Here is an 18,217-nt window from a genome sequence, read left to right on the forward strand (position 1 = left end):
CGCGCCTTGCGGACGAACTCTCCAGGAAGACGACTAACTGGAGAGAGTTCAATGCCGCTATTCCGTGCCGCCACCCCGTTCGAGGCCACTGCCGCTCACGCCGGCACCGAGCCCGCCCATGCCGCGTCCGGCGCTGCGGCATCCACCGCGCGCCGCCGCTGGCTGCAGCTTGGCATGGCGCTGGGCACCGCCCTGGTGCTGTCGACACAATTTGCCGGCGAGGCGCACGCCCAGACCAAGGTCCGCTTCCAGCTCGACTGGCGCTTCGAAGGCCCGTCGGCGCTGTTCCTGCTGGGCGAGCAGAAGGGCTACTACAAGGCCGAGAAGCTTGACGTGTCGATCGACGCCGGCAATGGATCGGGCAACGTGGTCAACCGCGTGGCTTCCGGCACCTACGACATGGGCTTTGCCGACCTGGCTTCGGTGATGGAGTTCTACGGCAACAACCCGGATGCCAAGAACAAGCCGGTGGCCGTGATGATGGTCTACAACAACACCCCGGCCGCCGTGCTCGCGCTGAAGAAGTCCGGCATCAAGACCCCGCACGACCTGGCCGGCAAGAAGCTCGGCGCACCGGTATTCGACGCCGGCCGCCGCGCCTTCCCGATCTTCGCCAAGGCCAACGGCCTGCAGGCATCGAGCTTCAACTGGCAGGCGATGGACCCGACCCTGCGCGAGACCATGCTCATGCGCGGCGACCTCGACGCCATCACGGGCTTCTCGTTCACCTCCATCCTCAACCTGAATGCGCGGGGGGTGAAGGACGAGGACATCGTGGTGCTGCCTTACCCGCAATACGGCGTGAAGCTGTACGGCAACGCCGTGATCGCCTCGGAAGATTTCCTCAAGAAGAACCCGGAGGCGGTCAAGGCCTTCCTGCGCGCTTTCGCCAAATCGGCCAAGGACGTGATCGCCAAGCCGGAAGAGGGCATCAAGGCGGTCAAGGCGCGCGACGGCATCATCGATGAGAAGCTCGAGACCAAGCGCCTGAAGATGGCGCTGGACAGCGTGGTCAAGTCGCCCGACGCGCGCGCCGAGGGCTTTGGCCGCATCAACAAGCCGCGCCTGTCGCTGATGGCTTCGCAAGTGGCTGACGCCTTCGGCACCAAGGGCCGCATCAACCCCGACAACCTGTGGACCGATGCCTACCTGCCGTCCGCCGCCGAACTGGATGTGCTGCGATGACGGTGGGCACCACCTCCCTGCGCACAGGGGCCGCGCTCGCTCCTGAGCTGCCGCGCGAGCCGGCGGCGCAACCCTTCGTCGAGTTCAACCGGGTCTGGCTCGCCTATAACGACGAGCTTGCCCGCCAGGGCGAGTTCGCCATCGAGGACATCTCGCTGCAGGTCGAGCCGGGTGAGTTCATCGCCATCGTCGGGCCTTCCGGCTGCGGCAAGTCCACCTTCATGAAGCTGGCGACCGGGCTCAAGCCGGCCACGCGCGGCGTGGTCAAGATCGCCGGCGAGAAGGTCGCCGGCCCGCTCAAGATGGTTGGCATGGCCTTCCAGGCGCCGACGCTGTTGCCCTGGCGCACCACGTTGCAGAACGTCATGCTGCCGCTGGAGATCGTCGAGCCCTACCGCTCCACGCTGCGCCAGAAGCGGGAGGAGTACACGGCGCGCGCACGCGAGCTGCTGCGCACCGTGGGCCTGGCCGGCTACGAGGACAAGTACCCGTGGCAGCTCTCCGGCGGCATGCAGCAGCGTGCCTCGATCTGCCGCGCGCTGATCCACGAGCCGCGCATGCTGCTGCTCGACGAGCCCTTCGGCGCGCTCGACGCCTTTACCCGCGAGGAGCTGTGGTGCGTGCTGCGCGACCTGTGGCAGGCCCAGCGCTTCAACGTGATCCTGGTCACCCACGACTTGCGCGAGGCCGTGTTCCTGGCCGACACCGTCTACGTGATGAGCCAGCGCCCGGGGCGCATCCTCACGCGCAAGGAGATCGACCTGCCGCGTCCGCGCGACCTCGACCTGACCTATACCGAACCCTTTGCCGACCTCGTGCATTCGCTGCGCGAGAAGATCGGCCACGTACGGCAGCACTGACCATGAGCACTTTTTCTTCCTCGATGAGCGCGGCTCAGCAACGCCGCGTGCAGCGCGTGGCGCCATGGCTGTTGCTGGGCACGTTCCTGCTGCTGTGGCAGGGTGCGTGCCTTGTGTTCAATGTGTCGGACTTCATCCTTCCCAGCCCCGGCGCGATCGTCACGTCGCTGTTCGAATACTGGGATGTGATTGCCGGCCACGCCTGGCGTACCTTCTGGACCACCATGGTCGGCTTTGGCCTTGCCATCATCGTGGGCGTGGTGCTGGGTTTGCTGATGGGCTCGTCCAAGCTGGCGTACGCCGCCGGGTATCCGCTGATGACGGCGTTCAATGCGTTGCCAAAGGCAGCCTTCGTGCCGATCCTGGTGGTGTGGTTCGGCCTGGGCGCCGGCCCGGCGATCCTGACCGCCTTCCTGATCTCGTTCTTCCCGATCATGGTCAATATCGCTACGGGGCTGGCTACGCTGGAGCCGGAACTGGAGGATGTACTGCGCGTACTTGGTGCAAAGCGCACCGATGTGCTGCTCAAGGTCGGGCTGCCGCGGTCGATGCCTTACTTCTTTGCTTCGCTCAAGGTGGCGATCACCCTGGCTTTCGTCGGCACCACCGTGTCCGAGATGAGTGCTGCCAATGAAGGCATCGGCTATCTGCTGGTGTCCGCCGGTTCGGCGATGAAGATGCCGCTGGCGTTTGCCGGGCTGGTGGTGATCGCGGTGATGGCGATGGTGATGTATGAGTTTTTCGCGGTGGTGGAGAGGCGGATGACGGGGTGGGCGCATCGGGGGTGAATTGAGGGCTGGTGGAGATCGTTTTGGCGGCGATGGCTCTTGAGTGCAAGATGCCATCGCCGCTCAAGGAAACAGCGACCAACCCCAATCACGCATAATCCAGAGGCAAAGCAGTCGTGTACTTGATCTGCTCCATGGCGAAACTGGAACTGACATCAGCCAGCTCAGCGCCCTGGATCAGCTTCTTGTACACGCGGTCATACGCGGCAATATCCGGCACCACTACGCGCAGCAGGTAATCGGTGTCCCCGGCCATGCGGTAGAACTCAGTCACCTCGGGGATCGAGGCGACCAGGTCATGAAAGGTCTTGAGCCATTTGACGCTGTGCTGGCTGGTGCGGACCGAGACGAATACCGTCACGCCCACATTCAGCAGCGCGGGGTCCAGCAGCGCCACCCGCTTGCGTATCACGCCGCTTTCCTCAAGCTTCTGCACGCGCCGCCAGCACGGCGTGGAGGTGAGGCCCACCCGCTCGCCCAGCTCGGCCACCGGCACGGTGGCGTCTTCCTGGAGAGCGGCAAGTATCTGGCGGTCGTATCGGTCCATGGCAAATCCTGTTGGCGCGCAGCGTCGTCCGGGTGCCTGGCCGAGCGCCGCCCGCAAGACTCAGGCCGCGTCCACCAGCAGGTTCACACCGCTGCAGATGTGTTCCTGGTCCACCCCATAAATATGCAGCGACACGGCCACCGCGTCGCTGTCGTTGCCAAGCGCATGGATATGGCGCAGCCCGGCCGGCACGCTGAAGGTATCGCCCACCGTGCGCGTGATCTCGCCGCACGGATGCGCCTGGCGCGCTTGCGCGTCCCAGCGGTAGTGGCGCTCATGCAGCGTGCCGCGCAGCACCCGGTAGGCGCACCAGGTCTGGTGTCCGTGCACCGGGCTGTGCTGCCCCGGCCGCCAGACGATCAGCATGGCGGAGAAGCGCGCCAGCGGATCGGCATGTACCAGGTGGCGCACATAGCCCTCAGCCGAGCCTTCGCGCAGCGATTCCGGCAGCAGCGCCAGCAGCGTGGCGGCGTCCGGCAGGCTGGCTTCGATGCCTTGCGCCACCATGCGCGCGCTGGCGGCAAAGGCGCACGACATGCCGTCGGACAGCGGGGCAAAGAGATCCGGCTGGCCGTCGGCCGTGTCGAGGGTGCCAAGGACGCCGGTGCTGCGTGCGTGGCTGGCAACATCGGTAACGGCGGCTTGCTGGGTGGCCATGACGGGCTCCTTGTTGGTTTGCGACCATCATAGCGTCCGTCCCGGAGCAAGCACGTGCGTCTTGTCGTGCAAATCCGGATATGAGTGTAATCGTATTCCAATAAAAATTGGAAATATAGAATATTATTCCTGGCGGTGGCGAAACCGCGGGAAGCCGGTGGATAATGCCGCCTCATGGAAATCAAGTGGCTTGAAGACTTCGTCAGCCTGGCCGAGACGCACAGCTTCTCGCGCTCGGCCGAGCAGCGTCATGTAACGCAGCCCGCGTTCTCGCGCCGGATCCAGTCGCTGGAGTCCTGGGTGGGCACGGAGCTGATCGACCGCTCCAGCTATCCCACCAGCCTGACACCAGCGGGCAAGGTGTTCTACGAGCAGGCCCTGGCCATGCTGGCGCAGGTCAGCGAGACCCGCGCGCTGATGCGGGGGCAGCGTTCGGCCAATGCCCAGGTGCTGGAGTTCGCGGTGCCGCACACGCTGTCGCTGACGTTCTTCCCCGAATGGCTCAAGGCAGTGGAGCGCGAGATCGGCACGCTGCCGTGCCGGCTGCGTGCGCTCAACGTGCATGACGCCGTGCTGGCGCTGGTCGATGGCGGCTGCGACCTGGTGATGGTCTACCACCATGCGCGCCAGGCTATCCAGCTTGATCCCGCGCACTACGACATGATGGTGCTGGGCACCGAACGGCTGTCGCCATACAGCGTGCCGGACGCCACCGGCAAGCCTCTGTACCGGCTGCCGGGCACGGACAAGAAGCCGGTGCCTTTCCTCAGCTATACGCCCAATGCCTTCCTTGGCCGCATGGTCGACATGCTGCTGTCGGAGACCACCGACGCGCTCAAGCTCGACAAATGCTACGAGACCGATATGGCCGAGGCGCTCAAGGTGATGGCGCTGTCCGGGCATGGCATGGCCTTCCTGCCGGAGAGCGCGGTGCGCGAGGAACTGCTCCAGCACCGGCTGGTGCGCGCGGAGGCCGCGCGTGGCGCGGCGTTGTCGATCGACATGGAAATCCGGCTTTACCGGGAGAAGCCGGGCGAACACGTCAACGAGCGGCGCAGCGCGCAGGTTCGCAACAAGCGCCAGCTGGTGGAACGCGTGTGGTCTTCGCTGGCAGCGCAGGCCTTGCCCGCACTGCCGAAATCCTGAAGGCGCGCAGCTGGTGCGCCGGGCACACCGCCACATAGCCGGGAAGGTCGGCATGGGGTGGCGCGGGGCCTTGGTCAAAGGTTATGCAAAGCATGCATAACGGGATAATCAAACGGCATTGGCTTCGGCGGGGGCGCCTCCCCTAAGCTGGCGGCACCTTCACACCGGAACCAAACGATGTCTTCCGCAGCGCCGTCCAATCCTGCCGTCAAGAACCACACCTTGCCTTCCTACCTGAACGCCGATGCGCTCGGGCCCTGGGGCATCTACCTGCAGCAGGTCGATCGTGTCACGCCTTACCTGGGCTCGCTGGCCCGCTGGGTCGAGACCCTGAAGCGTCCCAAGCGCGCGCTGGTGGTGGACGTGCCGATCGAGATGGACAACGGCACCATTGCCCACTTCGAAGGCTATCGCGTGCAGCACAACATGTCGCGCGGCCCGGGCAAGGGCGGCGTGCGCTTCCACCAGGACGTGACCTTGTCGGAAGTGATGGCCCTGTCGGCCTGGATGTCGGTCAAGAACGCCGCGGTCAACGTGCCGTACGGCGGCGCCAAGGGCGGTATCCGCGTCGATCCGCGCACGCTCTCGCGCTCGGAGCTGGAGCGCGTCACGCGCCGCTATACCAGCGAAATCAACTTCATCATCGGGCCCAACAAGGACATCCCGGCGCCCGACGTCAACACCAATGAACAGGTGATGGCATGGATGATGGACACCTACTCGATGAACTCCGGCAGCACCGCCACCGGTGTGGTGACCGGCAAGCCGATCTCGCTGGGCGGCTCGCTGGGTCGCCGCGAGGCAACCGGCCGCGGCGTGTTCGTGGTGGGTTCCGAGGCGGCGCGCAACCTCGGCCTTGAGATCAAGGGCGCACGCATTGCCGTGCAGGGCTTCGGCAATGTCGGCGCCGTGGCCGCCAAGCTGTTCCATGAGGCTGGCGCCAAGGTGGTGGCGGTGCAGGACCACCGCACCGCGCTGTACAACCCGGCCGGCCTGGATGTGCCCGCCATGATGGAATATGCCTCGCACAGCGGCACCATCGAGGGCTTCCAGGGCGAGACCATCTCCGCCGAGCAATTCTGGCAGGTGGACTGCGAAATCCTGATCCCGGCCGCGCTGGAAGGCCAGATCACAGCCCAGAACGCGCCCCACATCAAGGCACGCATGGTCATCGAAGGTGCGAATGGCCCGACCACGCCCGAGGCCGACGACATCCTGCGCGAGCGCAATATCCTGGTGGCGCCCGACGTCATCGCCAATGCTGGCGGCGTTACGGTCTCCTATTTCGAATGGGTACAGGACTTTTCCAGCTTCTTCTGGACCGAAGAGGAAATCAACCAGCGCCTGGTACGAATCATGCAAGAGGCATTCCGGGCGATCTGGCAGGTCGCTCAGGACAACAAGGTTACCTTGCGCACGGCCGCCTTCATCGTGGCGTGCACGCGGATTCTGCAGGCGCGCGAAATGCGCGGTCTCTATCCCTGATGCCTGACGCGGCTTGGCGCCGCAGCGTCGCCATCTGGCGATGCTGCGGCGCAACAGGTCTATCCAGGATTGGTAACGCGGCTGCCGGGCTTCCCGGCAGCCGCGTTGTCGTATGCGCTCGCTGCCCCCACGCGCCAGGGGGCTCCCGTGCTGGCGAGGCCTTGCCTCAAGGCCGGCCCGATGCGCTGGCGCAACGGCTTTACGGCAATGGCGACATGTCTCGCTTGCCTTGCAAACCATGCCTTGGATGGCGCTGTTAGGGGAAAAACCCGTTGTCTTGAGTGCTTGCCTGCGCAATACTATTTCGTCGGCGGGTGGTTTTTTGTTAGAGTCCCGCCTTTCTCTTCATGGTCAAGGAGATGTTATGAATGTTGCCAAGTTGGCTTCCCTGATGATTGCTGCTGGCGTGCTGTGCGGTACCGCGCAAGCTGCCGAGCAACTGACGGGCACGCTGCAGAAGATCAAAGACACCGGTGTGATTACGCTTGGCGTTCGTGAGTCGTCGATTCCGTTCAACTACAACCTCGGCGGCGTGCGCCAGGTCGGTTATTCCTACGATATCAATGTCAAGATCGTGGAAGCGATCAAGGACCAGTTGAAGCTGCCGAACCTGCAGGTCAAGGAAATCCCGATCACCTCGCAGAACCGCATCACCCTGCTGCAGAACGGCACCATCGACATCGAGTGCGGCTCGACCACCAACAACCTCGAGCGCCAGAAACAAGCATCGTTTACCACCAGCATCTTCATCATCGGCACCCGCATCATGGTGAAGAAGGATGGCGGCATCAAGGACTGGGCCGACCTCAAGGGCAAGAACGTGGTGACGACCGCCGGCACCACCTCGGAACGCCTGCTGCGCAAGATGAACGATGACCAGAAGCTGGGCATGAACATCATCAGCACCAAGGACCATGGCCAGTCGTTCCTGACGCTGGAATCGGGCCGCGCCGTCGCCTTCATGATGGACGACGCATTGCTGTTCGGCGAACGCGCCAAGGCCAAGAACCCGGCCGACTGGATCGTGGTGGGCAAGCCGCAATCGCGCGAGTCCTATGGCTGCATGATCCGCAAGGACGATGCACAGTTCAAGAAGCTGTCGGACACCGTGATCACGGGCATGATGAAGGATGGCTCGATCAACACGCTGTACACCAAGTGGTTCCAGCAGCCGGTCCCGCCCAAGGGCCTGAACCTGGACTTCCCGCTGTCGGAAGACATGAAGGCACTGTTCAAGACGCCGAACGACAAGGCACTCGACTGATACTGGGATTCCGGTTGTGTGAAACGGAAGGCATGTCCTTCCGTTTCTTTTTGAGGACACATCATGAACTACAGCTGGCATTGGGGTGTATTCCTCGAACAAGCGGCCCAGAACGAGACCTACCTGGACTGGATGATTTCCGGCCTGAAGGTCACCATTGCACTCGGGCTCTCGTCGTGGATCATCGCCCTCGTCATCGGCTCCGTGCTCGGCGTGCTGCGCACGGTGCCCAACAAGTGGCTGTCCGGCCTGGCCGCGACCTACGTCGAGATCTTCCGTAATATTCCGCTGCTGGTGCAGTTGTTCATCTGGTATTTCGTCATGCCCGAGCTGTTGCCCGGCGGCGAGTCGTTCAAGCAGATGAACCCGTTTGCCCAGCAGTTCCTGGCGGCCATGCTGTGCCTGGGCACCTTTACGGCGGCCCGGGTCTGCGAGCAGGTGCGCTCAGGGATCAACTCGCTGCCGCCCGGCCAGCGCAACGCCGGCCTGGCGATGGGTTTCACGCTGGCCCAGACTTACCGTTATGTGCTATTGCCGATGTCGTTCCGCGTCATCGTGCCGCCGCTGACCTCGGAGTTCCTGAACATCTTCAAGAACTCCGCTGTGGCGTCGACCATCGGGCTGCTGGAGCTGGCGGCGCAGGGGCGCCAACTGGTGGACTACACGGCGCGCCCGTATGAGTCCTTCATCGCGGTGACCATCATGTACGCGCTGATCAATATCGTGGTCATGCTGCTCATGCGCTGGGTCGAAGGCCGCACCCGCGTGCCCGGCTTCATCGGCGGCAAGTAAGAGGACACGTCATGGCATATACATTCGATTTCAGCTCGATCAACGCGACCACGCTGGACGTGCTGGGCGAGGGGATGCTGGTCTCGCTCAAGATCACCGTTACCGCGGTGGTGGTCGGCATCGTCTGGGGCACCATCCTGGCGATGATGCGGCTGTCCTCCGTCAAGCTGCTGAACTGGTTCGCGCAGGGCTACGTCACCATCTTCCGGTCGATTCCGCTGGTGATGGTGTTGTTGTGGTTCTTCCTGATCATCCCGCAGCTGCTGCAAAAGGCCTTCAACCTGTCGCAGGCATCCGACCTGCGCATGACCTCGGCGCTGATTGCCTTTGCCTTGTTCGAGGCGGCGTACTATTCCGAGATCATCCGCGCGGGTATCCAGAGCGTGTCGCGCGGGCAGATGTTCGCCGCGCAGGCCATGGGCATGACCTACGGGCAGTCGATGCGGCTGGTGATCCTGCCGCAGGCCTTCCGCAACATGGTGCCGCTGCTGCTCACGCAAGGCATCATCCTGTTCCAGGATACGTCGCTGGTCTACGTGAGCGCGCTGGCGGACTTCTTTGGCCAGGCCTACGGTATCGGCGAGCGTGATGGCCGCATCGTGGAGATGCTGCTGTTCGCCGGGCTGGTGTATTTCATTATCTGTTTCTCCGCATCGCTGCTGGTCAAGCGTTACCAGAAAAAGGTGGCCGTATGATTGAAATCAATAACGTCTCCAAGTGGTACGGCGCCTTCCAGGTGCTGACCGATTGCACCACCAAGGTCGCCAAGGGCGAAGTCGTGGTGGTGTGCGGCCCCTCGGGTTCGGGCAAGTCGACGCTGATCAAGACCGTCAACGCGCTGGAGCCCTTCCAGAAGGGCGACATCACGGTGGACGGCACCTCGGTGGGCTCGCCCAAGACCAACCTGCCCAAGCTGCGTTCGCGCGTGGGCATGGTGTTCCAGAACTTCGAACTGTTCCCCCACCTGTCGATCACCGAGAACCTGACCATCGCCCAGACGAAGGTGCTCGGCCGCTCGAAGGAAGAAGCCATGGCGAAGGGCCTGAAGTACCTGGACCGCGTGGGCCTCAAAGCCCAGGCGGCCAAGTTCCCGGGCCAGCTGTCGGGCGGCCAGCAGCAGCGCGTGGCAATTGCCCGCGCGCTGTCGATGGATCCGATCTGCATGCTGTTCGACGAGCCGACCTCCGCGCTGGACCCGGAGATGGTCAACGAAGTGCTGGACGTGATGGTGCAGCTGGCGCAGGAAGGCATGACCATGATGTGCGTGACCCACGAAATGGGTTTCGCGCGCAAGGTCGCCAACCGCGTGATCTTCATGGACCAGGGCAAGATCGTCGAGGACTGCGCCAAGGAAGAGTTCTTCGGCAATATCGACGCGCGCTCCGAGCGGGCCAAGCAGTTCCTGTCGAAGATCCTGCATCACTGATGCGGGCCGCCGCCCCGATGGGCGGCAGGATGCAAAAAGGGACGCCTCGGCGTCCCTTTTTGTTTGGCGCGTGGCGCTGCCGCAGACAGTACAAGGGGTATGGCAAGGCCGCGCAACGATGCCAGAATCTCTTTGAAATGGCCTCTCAGGTGCAGGCGCTGTTGGCCGCGTTCTTGGCCTGGACTTCCGGCGGGATCGGCACCGTCAGCGTCATCACCGAGCGGCCTTCCTCGAACATCATCAGCTCGCCGGGCGCGAAGGCGGTCCAGGTTTCGTTGTCGGTCAGTGGCGCCGTGGCGATCACCGCCACGCGGTCGTCGGGCGTGGTGACCTGGGCGAAGTCGATCGACAGGTCGGCATCGATCAGGTGGGCGGTGGAGAAGGGCCACTGGCGCACGATGTAGTACAGGCGCGTGGAGCAGTGGGAGAACAACGCCTGTCCATTGGACAGCAGGTAGTTGAACACGCCGTGCTGCGTGATCTCGCGCGTGATGTCCGCCAGCGCGTGGCACAGCTCGTTGAGCGGCGGCTGCGAGCCTGGGAAGCGCTTGCGCAGCCCCTGCATCAGCGTGCAGAAGGCGAGTTCACTATCGGTGTCGCCGACCGGCTGGTAGACCCCCGACAGGAAAGGCGAGAAGTCCTTCAGGTCGCCGTTGTGGGCGAAGATCCAGTGCCGCCCCCACAGCTCGCGCATGAAGGGATGGCAGTTTTCCAGCCGCACCGTGCCCTGGGTCGCCTTGCGGATATGGGAGATGACGTTCTTGGACTTGATCGGGTAGCGCTTGACCAGCTCAGCCACGGGCGAGGTGCCGGCGGACTGGTTGTCGATGAACAGGCGGCAGGCCTTGTCCTCGAAGAACGCCACGCCAAAGCCATCGGCATGGTGATCCGTGACGCCGCCGCGGGCGGCGAAGCCGGTAAAGGAGAACGTCACGTCGGTCGGCGTGGCGCAGTTCATGCCGAGCAGCTGGCACATGGCGGGCACCGGACCGGCAGCAGGCTGCCGGATTGCAATAGAATGTTCCATTATCCGGCCTGCCCGGGTTATCTGCCAAGCGCAGCGCGTTTTTCCCCGATTTCAATACCGTTCAGCGGGCCCTCGAGACATGAGCAAATACAAGATCGCAGTCATCCCCGGCGATGGCATCGGCACCGAAGTGATGCCCGAGGGCCTGCGCGTGATGGACGCCGCCGCGCGCCGGTTCGGCATCGACATGCAGTTCGATCACTTCGACTTCTCCAGCTGCGACTACTACGCCCGCCACGGCAAGATGCTGCCGGACGACTGGTTCGACACCCTGGTCAAGTACGACGCCATCTACTTCGGCGCGGTGGGCTGGCCGGACGCCGTGCCCGACCATATCTCGCTGTGGGGCTCGCTGCTGCAGTTCCGGCGCTCCTTCGACCAATACGTCAACCTGCGCCCGGTGCGGCTGATGCCCGGTATCCGCAGCCCGCTGGTGGACCGCGACGGCCATGCGCGCAAACCGGGTGACATCGATTTCTACGTAGTGCGCGAGAACACCGAGGGCGAGTACTCGAGCATCGGCGGGCGCATGTTCCCCGGCACCGACCGGGAGGTTGTGATCCAGGAAACGGTGATGACGCGCACGGGCGTGGACCGCATCCTCAAGTTCGCCTTCGAGCTGGCGCAAAAGCGTCCGGCCAGGCATCTGACCTCGGCCACCAAGTCCAACGGCATCTCCATCACCATGCCGTACTGGGACGAGCGGGTGGAGGCCATGGCTACCCACTACCCCGGCGTGAAGGTCGACAAGTACCACATCGACATCCTCACCGCGCACTTCGTCCAGCATCCGGACTGGTTCGACGTGGTGGTCGCCAGCAACCTGTTTGGCGACATCCTGTCCGACCTGGGGCCGGCCTGCACCGGCACCATCGGCATCGCGCCCTCGGGCAATATCAACCCGGACCGCACCTTCCCCAGCTTGTTCGAGCCCGTGCATGGCTCCGCGCCGGACATCGCCGGGCGCGGCGTGGCCAACCCGATCGGCCAGATCTGGTGCGGCGCCATGATGCTGGAGCATCTGGGTCAGCCGGAAGCCGGCGCGGCCGTGCTGGGTGCCATCGAGAAGGTGCTGTCGGCCGGGCCGGAGCATGCCCCGCTGACCCGCGACATTGGAGGCAAGGCCGGCACGGCGGACCTGGGCCAGGCCATCGCGCAAGCGCTGTGAGTACGGCTGCCCAACCTTTGCCGGCCACCGCGGCCGACGCGCGCGCCCTGCTGCTCGATAGCTTCCATGCCGCGGTGGCGGCAGCGGATCCGCTGCGCATCGTGGCGGACCACCTGCCGTCGCCCCAGGCTGGCGGGCGTACCCTGGTGGTAGGCGCCGGCAAGGCCGCGGCATCGATGGCGCTGGCCGTGGAGCGCGCGTATGCCAGCCAGAACAGCGCGGTGCAGCTCGACGGCCTGGTGGTGACGCGCTACGCCCACGGCCTGCCGACCGAACACGTGCGCGTGATAGAGGCCGGCCACCCGGTGCCGGACGAGGCCGGCGAGCGCGCCGCCGCCGAGATCCTGGCGCGGGCTGGCGAGCTGGGGCCGGACGACAGGCTGATCGTGCTGGTGTCCGGCGGCGGCTCCAGCCTGCTGTCGCTGCCGGCCGAGGGCATCGGCATGGCGGACCTCAAGGCCACCACGCAGGAGCTGCTGCGCTGCGGCGCTCCCATCACGGATATGAATATCGTGCGCAAGCACCTGTCGCGCATCCAGGGCGGGCACCTCGCCCGGGCCTGCCGCGCGCCGGTGACCACGCTGATCGTGTCTGACGTGGCCGGGGACGACCCCAGCGCCATCGCTTCCGGTCCCACCGTGCCAGACGCCAGTACCTACGCTGATGCCCTGGCAGTCCTGCGCCGCTACGGTGCGGTGGTCCCGCCGGTGGTGCAGGCGTACCTGGAGCGCGGTGCGCGCGGCGAAGTGGCGGAAACGCCCAAGCCTGGCGATCCGCTGTTCGCGCGGGTTGAGAATCGTGTGATCGCTACCGCCCACGGCAGCCTGATGGCGGCAGCGGATCACTTTCGCGCGCGCGGCATCCAGCCGGTGGTGCTGGGCGACACGGTGACCGGCGAGGCGCAGGAAGTTGCCCGGGTCTACGCAGCGCTGGTGCGTGAGATACGCGCGTACAATGCGCCATTCGCGGTGCCCGTGGTGCTGATTTCCGGTGGCGAATGCACCGTCACGTTGCCGCAGGGCAATGGCGCGGCGGCTGGGAAGCCCCGTGGCGGGCGTTGCTCGGAGTTCCTGCTGTCGCTCGCCCTGGAGCTGGATGGCGTTGATAATGTGTACGCCATCGCGGCGGACACCGACGGCATCGACGGCTCCGAGGATAATGCCGGCGCGTTGCTGGACCCGTCCACGCTCGCGCGTGCGCAGGCTGCCGGCGCATCGGCGCGCGCGCGGCTTGACGCGCATGATGCCTGGGGCTTGTTCGATGCCGCCGGCGACCTCGTGGTGACGGGCCCCACGCGGACCAATGTGAATGACTACCGCGCCATCCTGATCCTGTAATCCCTGACAAGCGCCAGCCGCGACTGCCGGCCGGCCCCCGAAAGCCATGACCCAGACTCTCACCATTACCCGCCCGGACGACTGGCACCTGCACCTGCGTGACGGCACGGCCCTGGCCGCCGTCCTGCCGGATACCGCCCGCCAGTTCGCCCGCGCCATCATCATGCCCAACCTGAAGCCGCCCGTGACCACGGTGGCGCAGGCCGCGGCCTACCGCGGCCGCATCCTGGCCGCGCTGCCGGCGGGCATGGCGTTCGAGCCGCTGATGACGCTGTACCTGACCGACAAGACCACCGTCGAGGAAATCGTCGCTGCCAAGGCCAGCGGCTTCGTGCACGGGGTCAAGCTGTATCCGGCCGGCGCCACCACCAACAGCGATGCCGGCGTGACCGACCTGCGTCACTGCGCGGCAGCGCTGGAAGCCATGCAGCGCGTGGGCCTGCCGTTGCTGGTGCACGGCGAAGTGACCGATCCGGCGATCGACATCTTCGACCGCGAAGCCGTCTTCATCGACAAGGTCATGACGCCGCTGCGCCGCGACTTCCCGGCGCTCAAGGTGGTGTTCGAGCACATCACCACCAAGGATGCGGCCGAGTACGTGCGCGACGCGCAAGGCCCAGTCGCCGCCACCATCACTGCGCATCACCTGCTGTACAACCGCAACGCCATCTTCACCGGCGGCATCCGCCCGCACTATTACTGCCTGCCGGTGCTCAAACGCGAGACCCACCGCGAAGCCCTGGTGGCCGCGGCCGTGTCCGGCAGCGAGCGCTTCTTCCTCGGCACAGACAGCGCGCCGCACGCGCGCGGGCTGAAGGAACATGCCTGCGGCTGCGCCGGCTGCTATACCGGGCTGCACGCCATGGAGCTCTACGCCGAGGCCTTCGAAGCCGCCGGTGCGCTGGACAAACTGGAAGCCTTCGCCAGCTTCAACGGCCCGGCGTTCTACAGCCTGCCGCGCAATAGCGGCACGCTCACCCTGGTCCGTGAGGCGTGGGAGCTGCCGGCCGAACTGCCATATGGCGACACCACGCTGGTGCCGCTGCGCGGCGGCGAGACGCTGCATTGGAAGGCCCGCTAAGCCGCGCTGGCGAAGCGGAAGTGCAAGCACAGAGCCAGGTCCGGCTGGCGCTGGCTGCGGCGGTGGCGCAGATCGACTGGGCGCAGCCATGGTTCCGGCCGTTCGCCACCATCGGCTCGGCGCTGGACAGCGCGCTGCGAGGCGGCGCCGACCTGCGCGCCGTGCTCAGCGAAGTGGCTGCGCAGCGCGCGCTGCGCAATGCCCGCGGCGCGCCGCTGCGTTTCGTTGCGCAAGCCGAACTGCCGGCCGGCACGGCCTACGAGGCACATATTTACGCCACCGGCGCCGTGCCGACGCGCGACAACCTGCACGATTTCTTCAATGCGCTCATCTGGCTGCATTTTCCCCGTTCCAAACGCGTGCTGAACCGGCTGCAGGCCCGCGCCATCGCGGTGGCGGGCGTGCAGGGCAGCCGTGGCAGCCTGCGCGATGCCGCGACCTTGTTCGACGAGAACGCCATCCTGTTCCTGAGTGCCGACAGTGGCCTGGAGTCCGTTTTGCGCGGTTTTGGCTGGGAGCAGCTGTTCGTTGCGCGGCGGGGTGTCTGGGACGGTAGCGAGCATGCCGGCAGCCGTGACAGCACCGCCCGCTGCGGCGTGGTGCCCTTCGGCCATGCCTTGCTGGAGAAGCTGGTGCGGCCCTATAAGGCCCTGACCGCGCATGCATGGCCGCTGGCCGTCCCGCCGGCTGCAGGCGCCGCGCTCCCCGGCTCGCTCGACGATTCCGTGTGCGCCTCGCTCGAAGCGGCCGAGCTGCACAGCGGCCGCTTTGCGCCGTTACCGGTGCTGGGCATTCCCGGCTGGTGCGAAGCCAATCGCGATCCGGCCTACTACGCGGATACCAAGGTGTTTCGTCGCGGACGCCGCGCGCAGGCCGCATGAGGGTGGCCGGTTCGTGGCCAAACGGTGTTAGACTGCGGGCCGCAAAGCAGGCCAGACAATCGCTGCTTGCACCCTCGTGGTGCAAGGGGAGGAAAGTCCGGACTCCATAGGGCAGGGTGTTGGCTAATAGCCATCCACGGCAACGTGCGGAATAGGGCCACAGAGACGAGTCTTGCCATCGGGTTCGCCCGATGGGAAGGGTGAAACGCGGTAACCTCCACCTGGAGCAATCCCAAATAGGCAGGCATTGAGGCGGCCCGCTGAGCCTGCGGGTAGGGAGCTTGAGCCGGTCGGTAACGATCGGCCTAGAGGAATGATTGTCACGTGCCGGTAACCGCAAGGAAGCCGGCGCGCACAGAATCCGGCTTATCGGCCTGCTTTGCTTCTGATTCTTTAGCGTGGCGCGCACCCATCCCAACTGGGGGCGCCACCGCCGGCTCCCCCCGGGGCTGGTCAGGCGCCAGGCGCCTACACCTCTACAATTTCCATCGTGTGCGTGATTTCCGCCGTCTTGGCCAGCATGATCGAGGCCGAGCAATACTTGTCGTGCGACAGGTGGATGGCGCGCTCGACCGCGCCGGGGTTCAGGTTGCGCCCGCTCACCTTGAAATGGAAGTTGATCTTGGTGAAAACCTTCGGATCTTCGCTGGCGCGCTCCGCTTGCAGCTTCACGCTGCAGCCGCGCACATCCTGCCGGCTCTTCTTCAGGATCAGCACCACGTCATAGGCGGTGCAGCCGCCGGTGCCCAGCAGGACCATTTCCATCGGACGCGGGGCCAGGTTGTGGCCGCCGCCCTCGGGCGCACCGTCCATCGCCACGATATGGCCACTGCCCGTCTCGGCCACGAAGCTCATGCCGTCGGTGCCCATCCAAGTTACTTTGCATTCCATTTTGTTCGATCCTGCGTTCTAGTGAGTGCGTATTCGATCATGAACACGCGATTTCAAAGCTTGCTTTTTGAGTATAGGCCACCTGGCTAGAAGCGCCGTAACTCGGCATTTTTCCCGAAAACTGAAGCTTTCTTCTAAGATGGCAGTGCCGTGACAGCGCGGTGCATTCTTAAGTTATTGATTTTATTGTATAAAAATCATTCTTGTGCTTCGTCGTATGTTTTCATAATACGAAATGGCATTTCGCACTGCAAATTTCCTTGCGCTGGGAGAGCGCTCATGTATAATTTCCATCATTGAACGACGGCGCACAACACGGCGCAGAGTGCGAAAGCGAATCGGATGGTTTCAGCCACATTCGCCGGCCCGCACCGCGATCCAGCCCCGTCGATCTCCCGGTGTCTCCTCCACCCTCCTCCTTTGGTGGATTCAAACCCAAGCTCAATAGCTTGGGTTTTTTTTATTCTGCGCCTGCCAGACCCGATGCGCATCCTGCTGAAAAGTGCTTCATGGGTTTCTTTTGTGCTGCTTACTGCCATTCTGGATGGCGAGCAGCATACGGTGCGGCACCATCTTGGCGTTCTCCCCCAACTTTCCTTGTGCTCAGGCCTCAGTCCGCAGTATACTCGTAGGCTTTTCCGTCATGCCCGCGGGAAGGAATTCAGGGAGAGCCTGCACATACAAGCAGGAAGGTCAGATCCTAAGGGTCGGCCGACGACGTAAAGTCAATGTTTCGGGCAGGTTCTACAAGTCTCAGGAAAAATCATGAAGACCTTTTCCGCAAAGCCTGCAGAGGTTAAGCGCGACTGGTACGTGATTGACGCGACGGACAAAGTCCTCGGCCGTGTTGCCAGCGAAGTGGCACGCCGACTGCGCGGCAAGCACAAGCCGGAATTTACTCCGCACGTCGACACGGGTGATTACATCATCATCGTCAACGCAGGCAAGCTGCGTGTCACGGGTACCAAAGAAACCGACAAGAAGTACTATCGTCACTCGGGTTACCCGGGCGGCATTTACGAAACGACGTTCGGTAAGATGCAGCAACGTTTCCCGGGCCGCGCCCTGGAAAAAGCTGTGAAGGGCATGTTGCCGAAGGGCCCGCTGGGCTATGCGATGATCAAGAAGCTGAAGGTTTACGCCGAAGCCGAGCATCCGCATGAAGCGCAGCAGCCTAAAGCGCTGGAAATCTAAGGGGGCCATCCATGATCGGAAATTGGAATTACGGTACTGGCCGCCGCAAGAGCGCAGTGGCTCGGGTCTTCATCAAGTCGGGCAAGGGCGATATCATCGTCAACGGCAAGCCCATCAATGAGTATTTCGCTCGCGAAACCTCGCTGATGATCGTGCGCCAGCCGCTCGAACTGACTGCCAACGCACAGACCTTCGACATCAAGGTCAACGTCACTGGCGGCGGTGAAACGGGTCAAGCCGGCGCAGTGCGCCACGGCATCACCCGTGCACTGATCGACTACGATGCCACCCTGAAGCCGTCGCTGTCCAAGGCCGGTTTCGTCACGCGCGATGCGCGTGAAGTGGAACGTAAGAAGGTCGGTTTCCACAAGGCGCGTCGTCGGAAGCAATTCTCGAAGCGTTAATGTGTGTTCGGCGGGTCCGGTTCAACCGGATCTGGCCGTTCAGAAAAAACCGCACGGCTTGCCGTGCGGTTTTTTTTCGCCGTT

At 64.2% G+C, this 18,217-nt stretch carries 19 protein-coding genes and 1 other RNA gene; 16 read left to right on the forward strand and 4 right to left on the reverse strand.

The features are described 5' to 3' along the window. Nucleotides 1–174 precede the first annotated feature (174 nt). Genes RR42_RS02540 through RR42_RS02550 form a run of 3 tightly spaced genes read left to right on the forward strand, consistent with a single transcriptional unit; the run spans nt 175 to nt 2,833 of the window. A complete protein-coding gene (locus RR42_RS02540) occupies nt 175–1,185 on the forward strand; it encodes an ABC transporter substrate-binding protein (RefSeq protein ID WP_052494737.1) in 1,011 nt (336 codons plus the stop codon). Further along, nucleotides 1,182–2,045: an ABC transporter ATP-binding protein gene (locus RR42_RS02545; RefSeq protein ID WP_043343630.1), complete on the forward strand. Its 864-nt coding sequence runs from the start codon at nt 1,182–1,184 to the stop codon at nt 2,043–2,045. The genes RR42_RS02540 and RR42_RS02545 overlap by 4 nt, the downstream gene beginning before the upstream one ends. A gap of 2 nt (nt 2,046–2,047) precedes the next feature. Continuing rightward, on the forward strand, nt 2,048–2,833 hold the full coding sequence (locus tag RR42_RS02550; protein ID WP_052494416.1) for an ABC transporter permease: 786 nt from the start codon (nt 2,048–2,050) through the stop codon (nt 2,831–2,833). Between the two features lie 88 nt (nt 2,834–2,921). Here the strand turns inward: RR42_RS02550 and RR42_RS02555 are convergent, their stop codons facing one another. Next, nucleotides 2,922–3,380, reverse strand: coding sequence for an Lrp/AsnC family transcriptional regulator (locus RR42_RS02555; protein ID WP_043343633.1), 459 nt, complete (start codon nt 3,378–3,380; stop codon nt 2,922–2,924). Nucleotides 3,381–3,440: 60 nt separating this feature from the next. After that, a complete protein-coding gene (locus RR42_RS02560) occupies nt 3,441–4,037 on the reverse strand; it encodes a cysteine dioxygenase family protein (protein WP_043343635.1) in 597 nt (198 codons plus the stop codon). 174 nt (nt 4,038–4,211) lie between these two features. On the opposite strand from RR42_RS02560, the gene RR42_RS02565 reads away from it, so the two are divergent. The 6 genes from RR42_RS02565 (at nt 4,212) to RR42_RS02590 (ending at nt 10,150) form a co-directional block, all read left to right on the forward strand. After that, a complete protein-coding gene (locus RR42_RS02565) occupies nt 4,212–5,183 on the forward strand; it encodes a LysR family transcriptional regulator (RefSeq protein WP_043343637.1) in 972 nt (323 codons plus the stop codon). A 177-nt stretch (nt 5,184–5,360) separates the two neighbouring features. Then, entirely contained in the window at nt 5,361–6,668 is a 1,308-nt protein-coding gene (locus RR42_RS02570) for a Glu/Leu/Phe/Val family dehydrogenase (RefSeq protein ID WP_043343639.1), read from the forward strand. 364 nt (nt 6,669–7,032) lie between these two features. Then, nucleotides 7,033–7,932 (forward strand): glutamate/aspartate ABC transporter substrate-binding protein, encoded by a 900-nt coding sequence (locus RR42_RS02575; RefSeq protein WP_043343641.1) that lies wholly within the window; start codon nt 7,033–7,035, stop codon nt 7,930–7,932. A 63-nt stretch (nt 7,933–7,995) separates the two neighbouring features. After that, complete coding sequence (locus tag RR42_RS02580; protein ID WP_043343644.1) at nt 7,996–8,724, forward strand: amino acid ABC transporter permease; 729 nt, start codon at nt 7,996–7,998, stop codon at nt 8,722–8,724. 11 nt (nt 8,725–8,735) lie between these two features. Next, nucleotides 8,736–9,419 carry a glutamate/aspartate ABC transporter permease GltK gene (gltK, locus tag RR42_RS02585; protein WP_043343646.1) on the forward strand — a complete coding sequence of 228 codons (684 nt, stop codon included), beginning with the start codon at nt 8,736–8,738 and terminating at the stop codon, nt 9,417–9,419. Then, complete coding sequence (locus RR42_RS02590; protein WP_043343647.1) at nt 9,416–10,150, forward strand: amino acid ABC transporter ATP-binding protein; 735 nt, start codon at nt 9,416–9,418, stop codon at nt 10,148–10,150. Before gltK ends, RR42_RS02590 begins: the two co-directional genes overlap by 4 nt. Nucleotides 10,151–10,295: 145 nt before the next feature. Here RR42_RS02590 and RR42_RS02595 read toward each other — a convergent pair whose 3' ends face one another. After that, complete coding sequence (locus RR42_RS02595) at nt 10,296–11,126, reverse strand: class II glutamine amidotransferase (RefSeq protein ID WP_043343649.1); 831 nt, start codon at nt 11,124–11,126, stop codon at nt 10,296–10,298. A gap of 130 nt (nt 11,127–11,256) precedes the next feature. On the opposite strand from RR42_RS02595, the gene RR42_RS02600 reads away from it, so the two are divergent. From RR42_RS02600 to rnpB, 5 genes are all read left to right on the forward strand, one after another. Continuing rightward, nucleotides 11,257–12,345: a tartrate dehydrogenase gene (locus tag RR42_RS02600; RefSeq protein ID WP_043343651.1), complete on the forward strand. Its 1,089-nt coding sequence runs from the start codon at nt 11,257–11,259 to the stop codon at nt 12,343–12,345. After that, nucleotides 12,342–13,682, forward strand: a complete 1,341-nt coding sequence (locus RR42_RS02605; protein ID WP_236701965.1) for a glycerate kinase type-2 family protein — start codon at nt 12,342–12,344, stop codon at nt 13,680–13,682. Before RR42_RS02600 ends, RR42_RS02605 begins: the two co-directional genes overlap by 4 nt. Nucleotides 13,683–13,728: 46 nt before the next feature. Next, on the forward strand, nt 13,729–14,763 hold the full coding sequence (gene pyrC / locus RR42_RS02610; protein WP_043343656.1) for a dihydroorotase: 1,035 nt from the start codon (nt 13,729–13,731) through the stop codon (nt 14,761–14,763). 20 nt (nt 14,764–14,783) lie between these two features. Beyond that, a complete protein-coding gene (locus RR42_RS02615) occupies nt 14,784–15,644 on the forward strand; it encodes a DUF3025 domain-containing protein (protein WP_082054967.1) in 861 nt (286 codons plus the stop codon). A gap of 43 nt (nt 15,645–15,687) precedes the next feature. Further along, nucleotides 15,688–16,029, forward strand: an RNA gene (gene rnpB / locus RR42_RS37820) — RNase P RNA component class A. A gap of 83 nt (nt 16,030–16,112) precedes the next feature. Here the strand turns inward: rnpB and RR42_RS02620 are convergent. Beyond that, the gene (locus RR42_RS02620; protein WP_043343658.1) at nt 16,113–16,535 is read right to left on the reverse strand and encodes an OsmC family protein; all 423 of its coding nucleotides are present in this window, start codon (nt 16,533–16,535) and stop codon (nt 16,113–16,115) included. A gap of 765 nt (nt 16,536–17,300) precedes the next feature. On the opposite strand from RR42_RS02620, the gene rplM reads away from it, so the two are divergent. Together rplM and rpsI are read left to right on the forward strand one after the other, a co-directional pair. Continuing rightward, nucleotides 17,301–17,729 carry a 50S ribosomal protein L13 gene (gene rplM / locus RR42_RS02625; RefSeq protein WP_006156415.1) on the forward strand — a complete coding sequence of 143 codons (429 nt, stop codon included), beginning with the start codon at nt 17,301–17,303 and terminating at the stop codon, nt 17,727–17,729. An 11-nt stretch (nt 17,730–17,740) separates the two neighbouring features. Beyond that, nucleotides 17,741–18,133: a 30S ribosomal protein S9 gene (rpsI, locus tag RR42_RS02630; RefSeq protein ID WP_006156414.1), complete on the forward strand. Its 393-nt coding sequence runs from the start codon at nt 17,741–17,743 to the stop codon at nt 18,131–18,133. The last annotated feature ends 84 nt before the right edge of the window (nt 18,134–18,217 follow it).

Source organism: Cupriavidus basilensis (assembly GCF_000832305.1).
GTDB lineage: Bacteria > Pseudomonadota > Gammaproteobacteria > Burkholderiales > Burkholderiaceae > Cupriavidus > Cupriavidus basilensis_F.

Bases quoted from the DNA above. Each gene is read 5' to 3' on its own strand.
- RR42_RS02570 (WP_043343639.1), top strand. From the start codon at position 5,361: ATGTCTTCCGCAGCGCCGTCCAATCCTGCCGTCAAGAACCACACCTTG.
- RR42_RS02565 (WP_043343637.1), top strand. From the start codon at position 4,212: ATGGAAATCAAGTGGCTTGAAGACTTCGTCAGCCTGGCCGAGACGCAC.
- RR42_RS02550 (WP_052494416.1), top strand. From the start codon at position 2,048: ATGAGCACTTTTTCTTCCTCGATGAGCGCGGCTCAGCAACGCCGCGTG.
- pyrC (WP_043343656.1), top strand. From the start codon at position 13,729: ATGACCCAGACTCTCACCATTACCCGCCCGGACGACTGGCACCTGCAC.
- RR42_RS02595 (WP_043343649.1), bottom strand. From the start codon at position 11,126: ATGTGCCAGCTGCTCGGCATGAACTGCGCCACGCCGACCGACGTGACG.
- RR42_RS02555 (WP_043343633.1), bottom strand. From the start codon at position 3,380: ATGGACCGATACGACCGCCAGATACTTGCCGCTCTCCAGGAAGACGCC.
- gltK (WP_043343646.1), top strand. From the start codon at position 8,736: ATGGCATATACATTCGATTTCAGCTCGATCAACGCGACCACGCTGGAC.
- RR42_RS02580 (WP_043343644.1), top strand. From the start codon at position 7,996: ATGAACTACAGCTGGCATTGGGGTGTATTCCTCGAACAAGCGGCCCAG.
- RR42_RS02600 (WP_043343651.1), top strand. From the start codon at position 11,257: ATGAGCAAATACAAGATCGCAGTCATCCCCGGCGATGGCATCGGCACC.
- RR42_RS02620 (WP_043343658.1), bottom strand. From the start codon at position 16,535: ATGGAATGCAAAGTAACTTGGATGGGCACCGACGGCATGAGCTTCGTG.
- RR42_RS02560 (WP_043343635.1), bottom strand. From the start codon at position 4,037: ATGGCCACCCAGCAAGCCGCCGTTACCGATGTTGCCAGCCACGCACGC.
- RR42_RS02540 (WP_052494737.1), top strand. From the start codon at position 175: ATGGCGCTGGGCACCGCCCTGGTGCTGTCGACACAATTTGCCGGCGAG.
- rplM (WP_006156415.1), top strand. From the start codon at position 17,301: ATGAAGACCTTTTCCGCAAAGCCTGCAGAGGTTAAGCGCGACTGGTAC.
- rpsI (WP_006156414.1), top strand. From the start codon at position 17,741: ATGATCGGAAATTGGAATTACGGTACTGGCCGCCGCAAGAGCGCAGTG.
- RR42_RS02575 (WP_043343641.1), top strand. From the start codon at position 7,033: ATGAATGTTGCCAAGTTGGCTTCCCTGATGATTGCTGCTGGCGTGCTG.
- RR42_RS02590 (WP_043343647.1), top strand. From the start codon at position 9,416: ATGATTGAAATCAATAACGTCTCCAAGTGGTACGGCGCCTTCCAGGTG.
- RR42_RS02545 (WP_043343630.1), top strand. From the start codon at position 1,182: ATGACGGTGGGCACCACCTCCCTGCGCACAGGGGCCGCGCTCGCTCCT.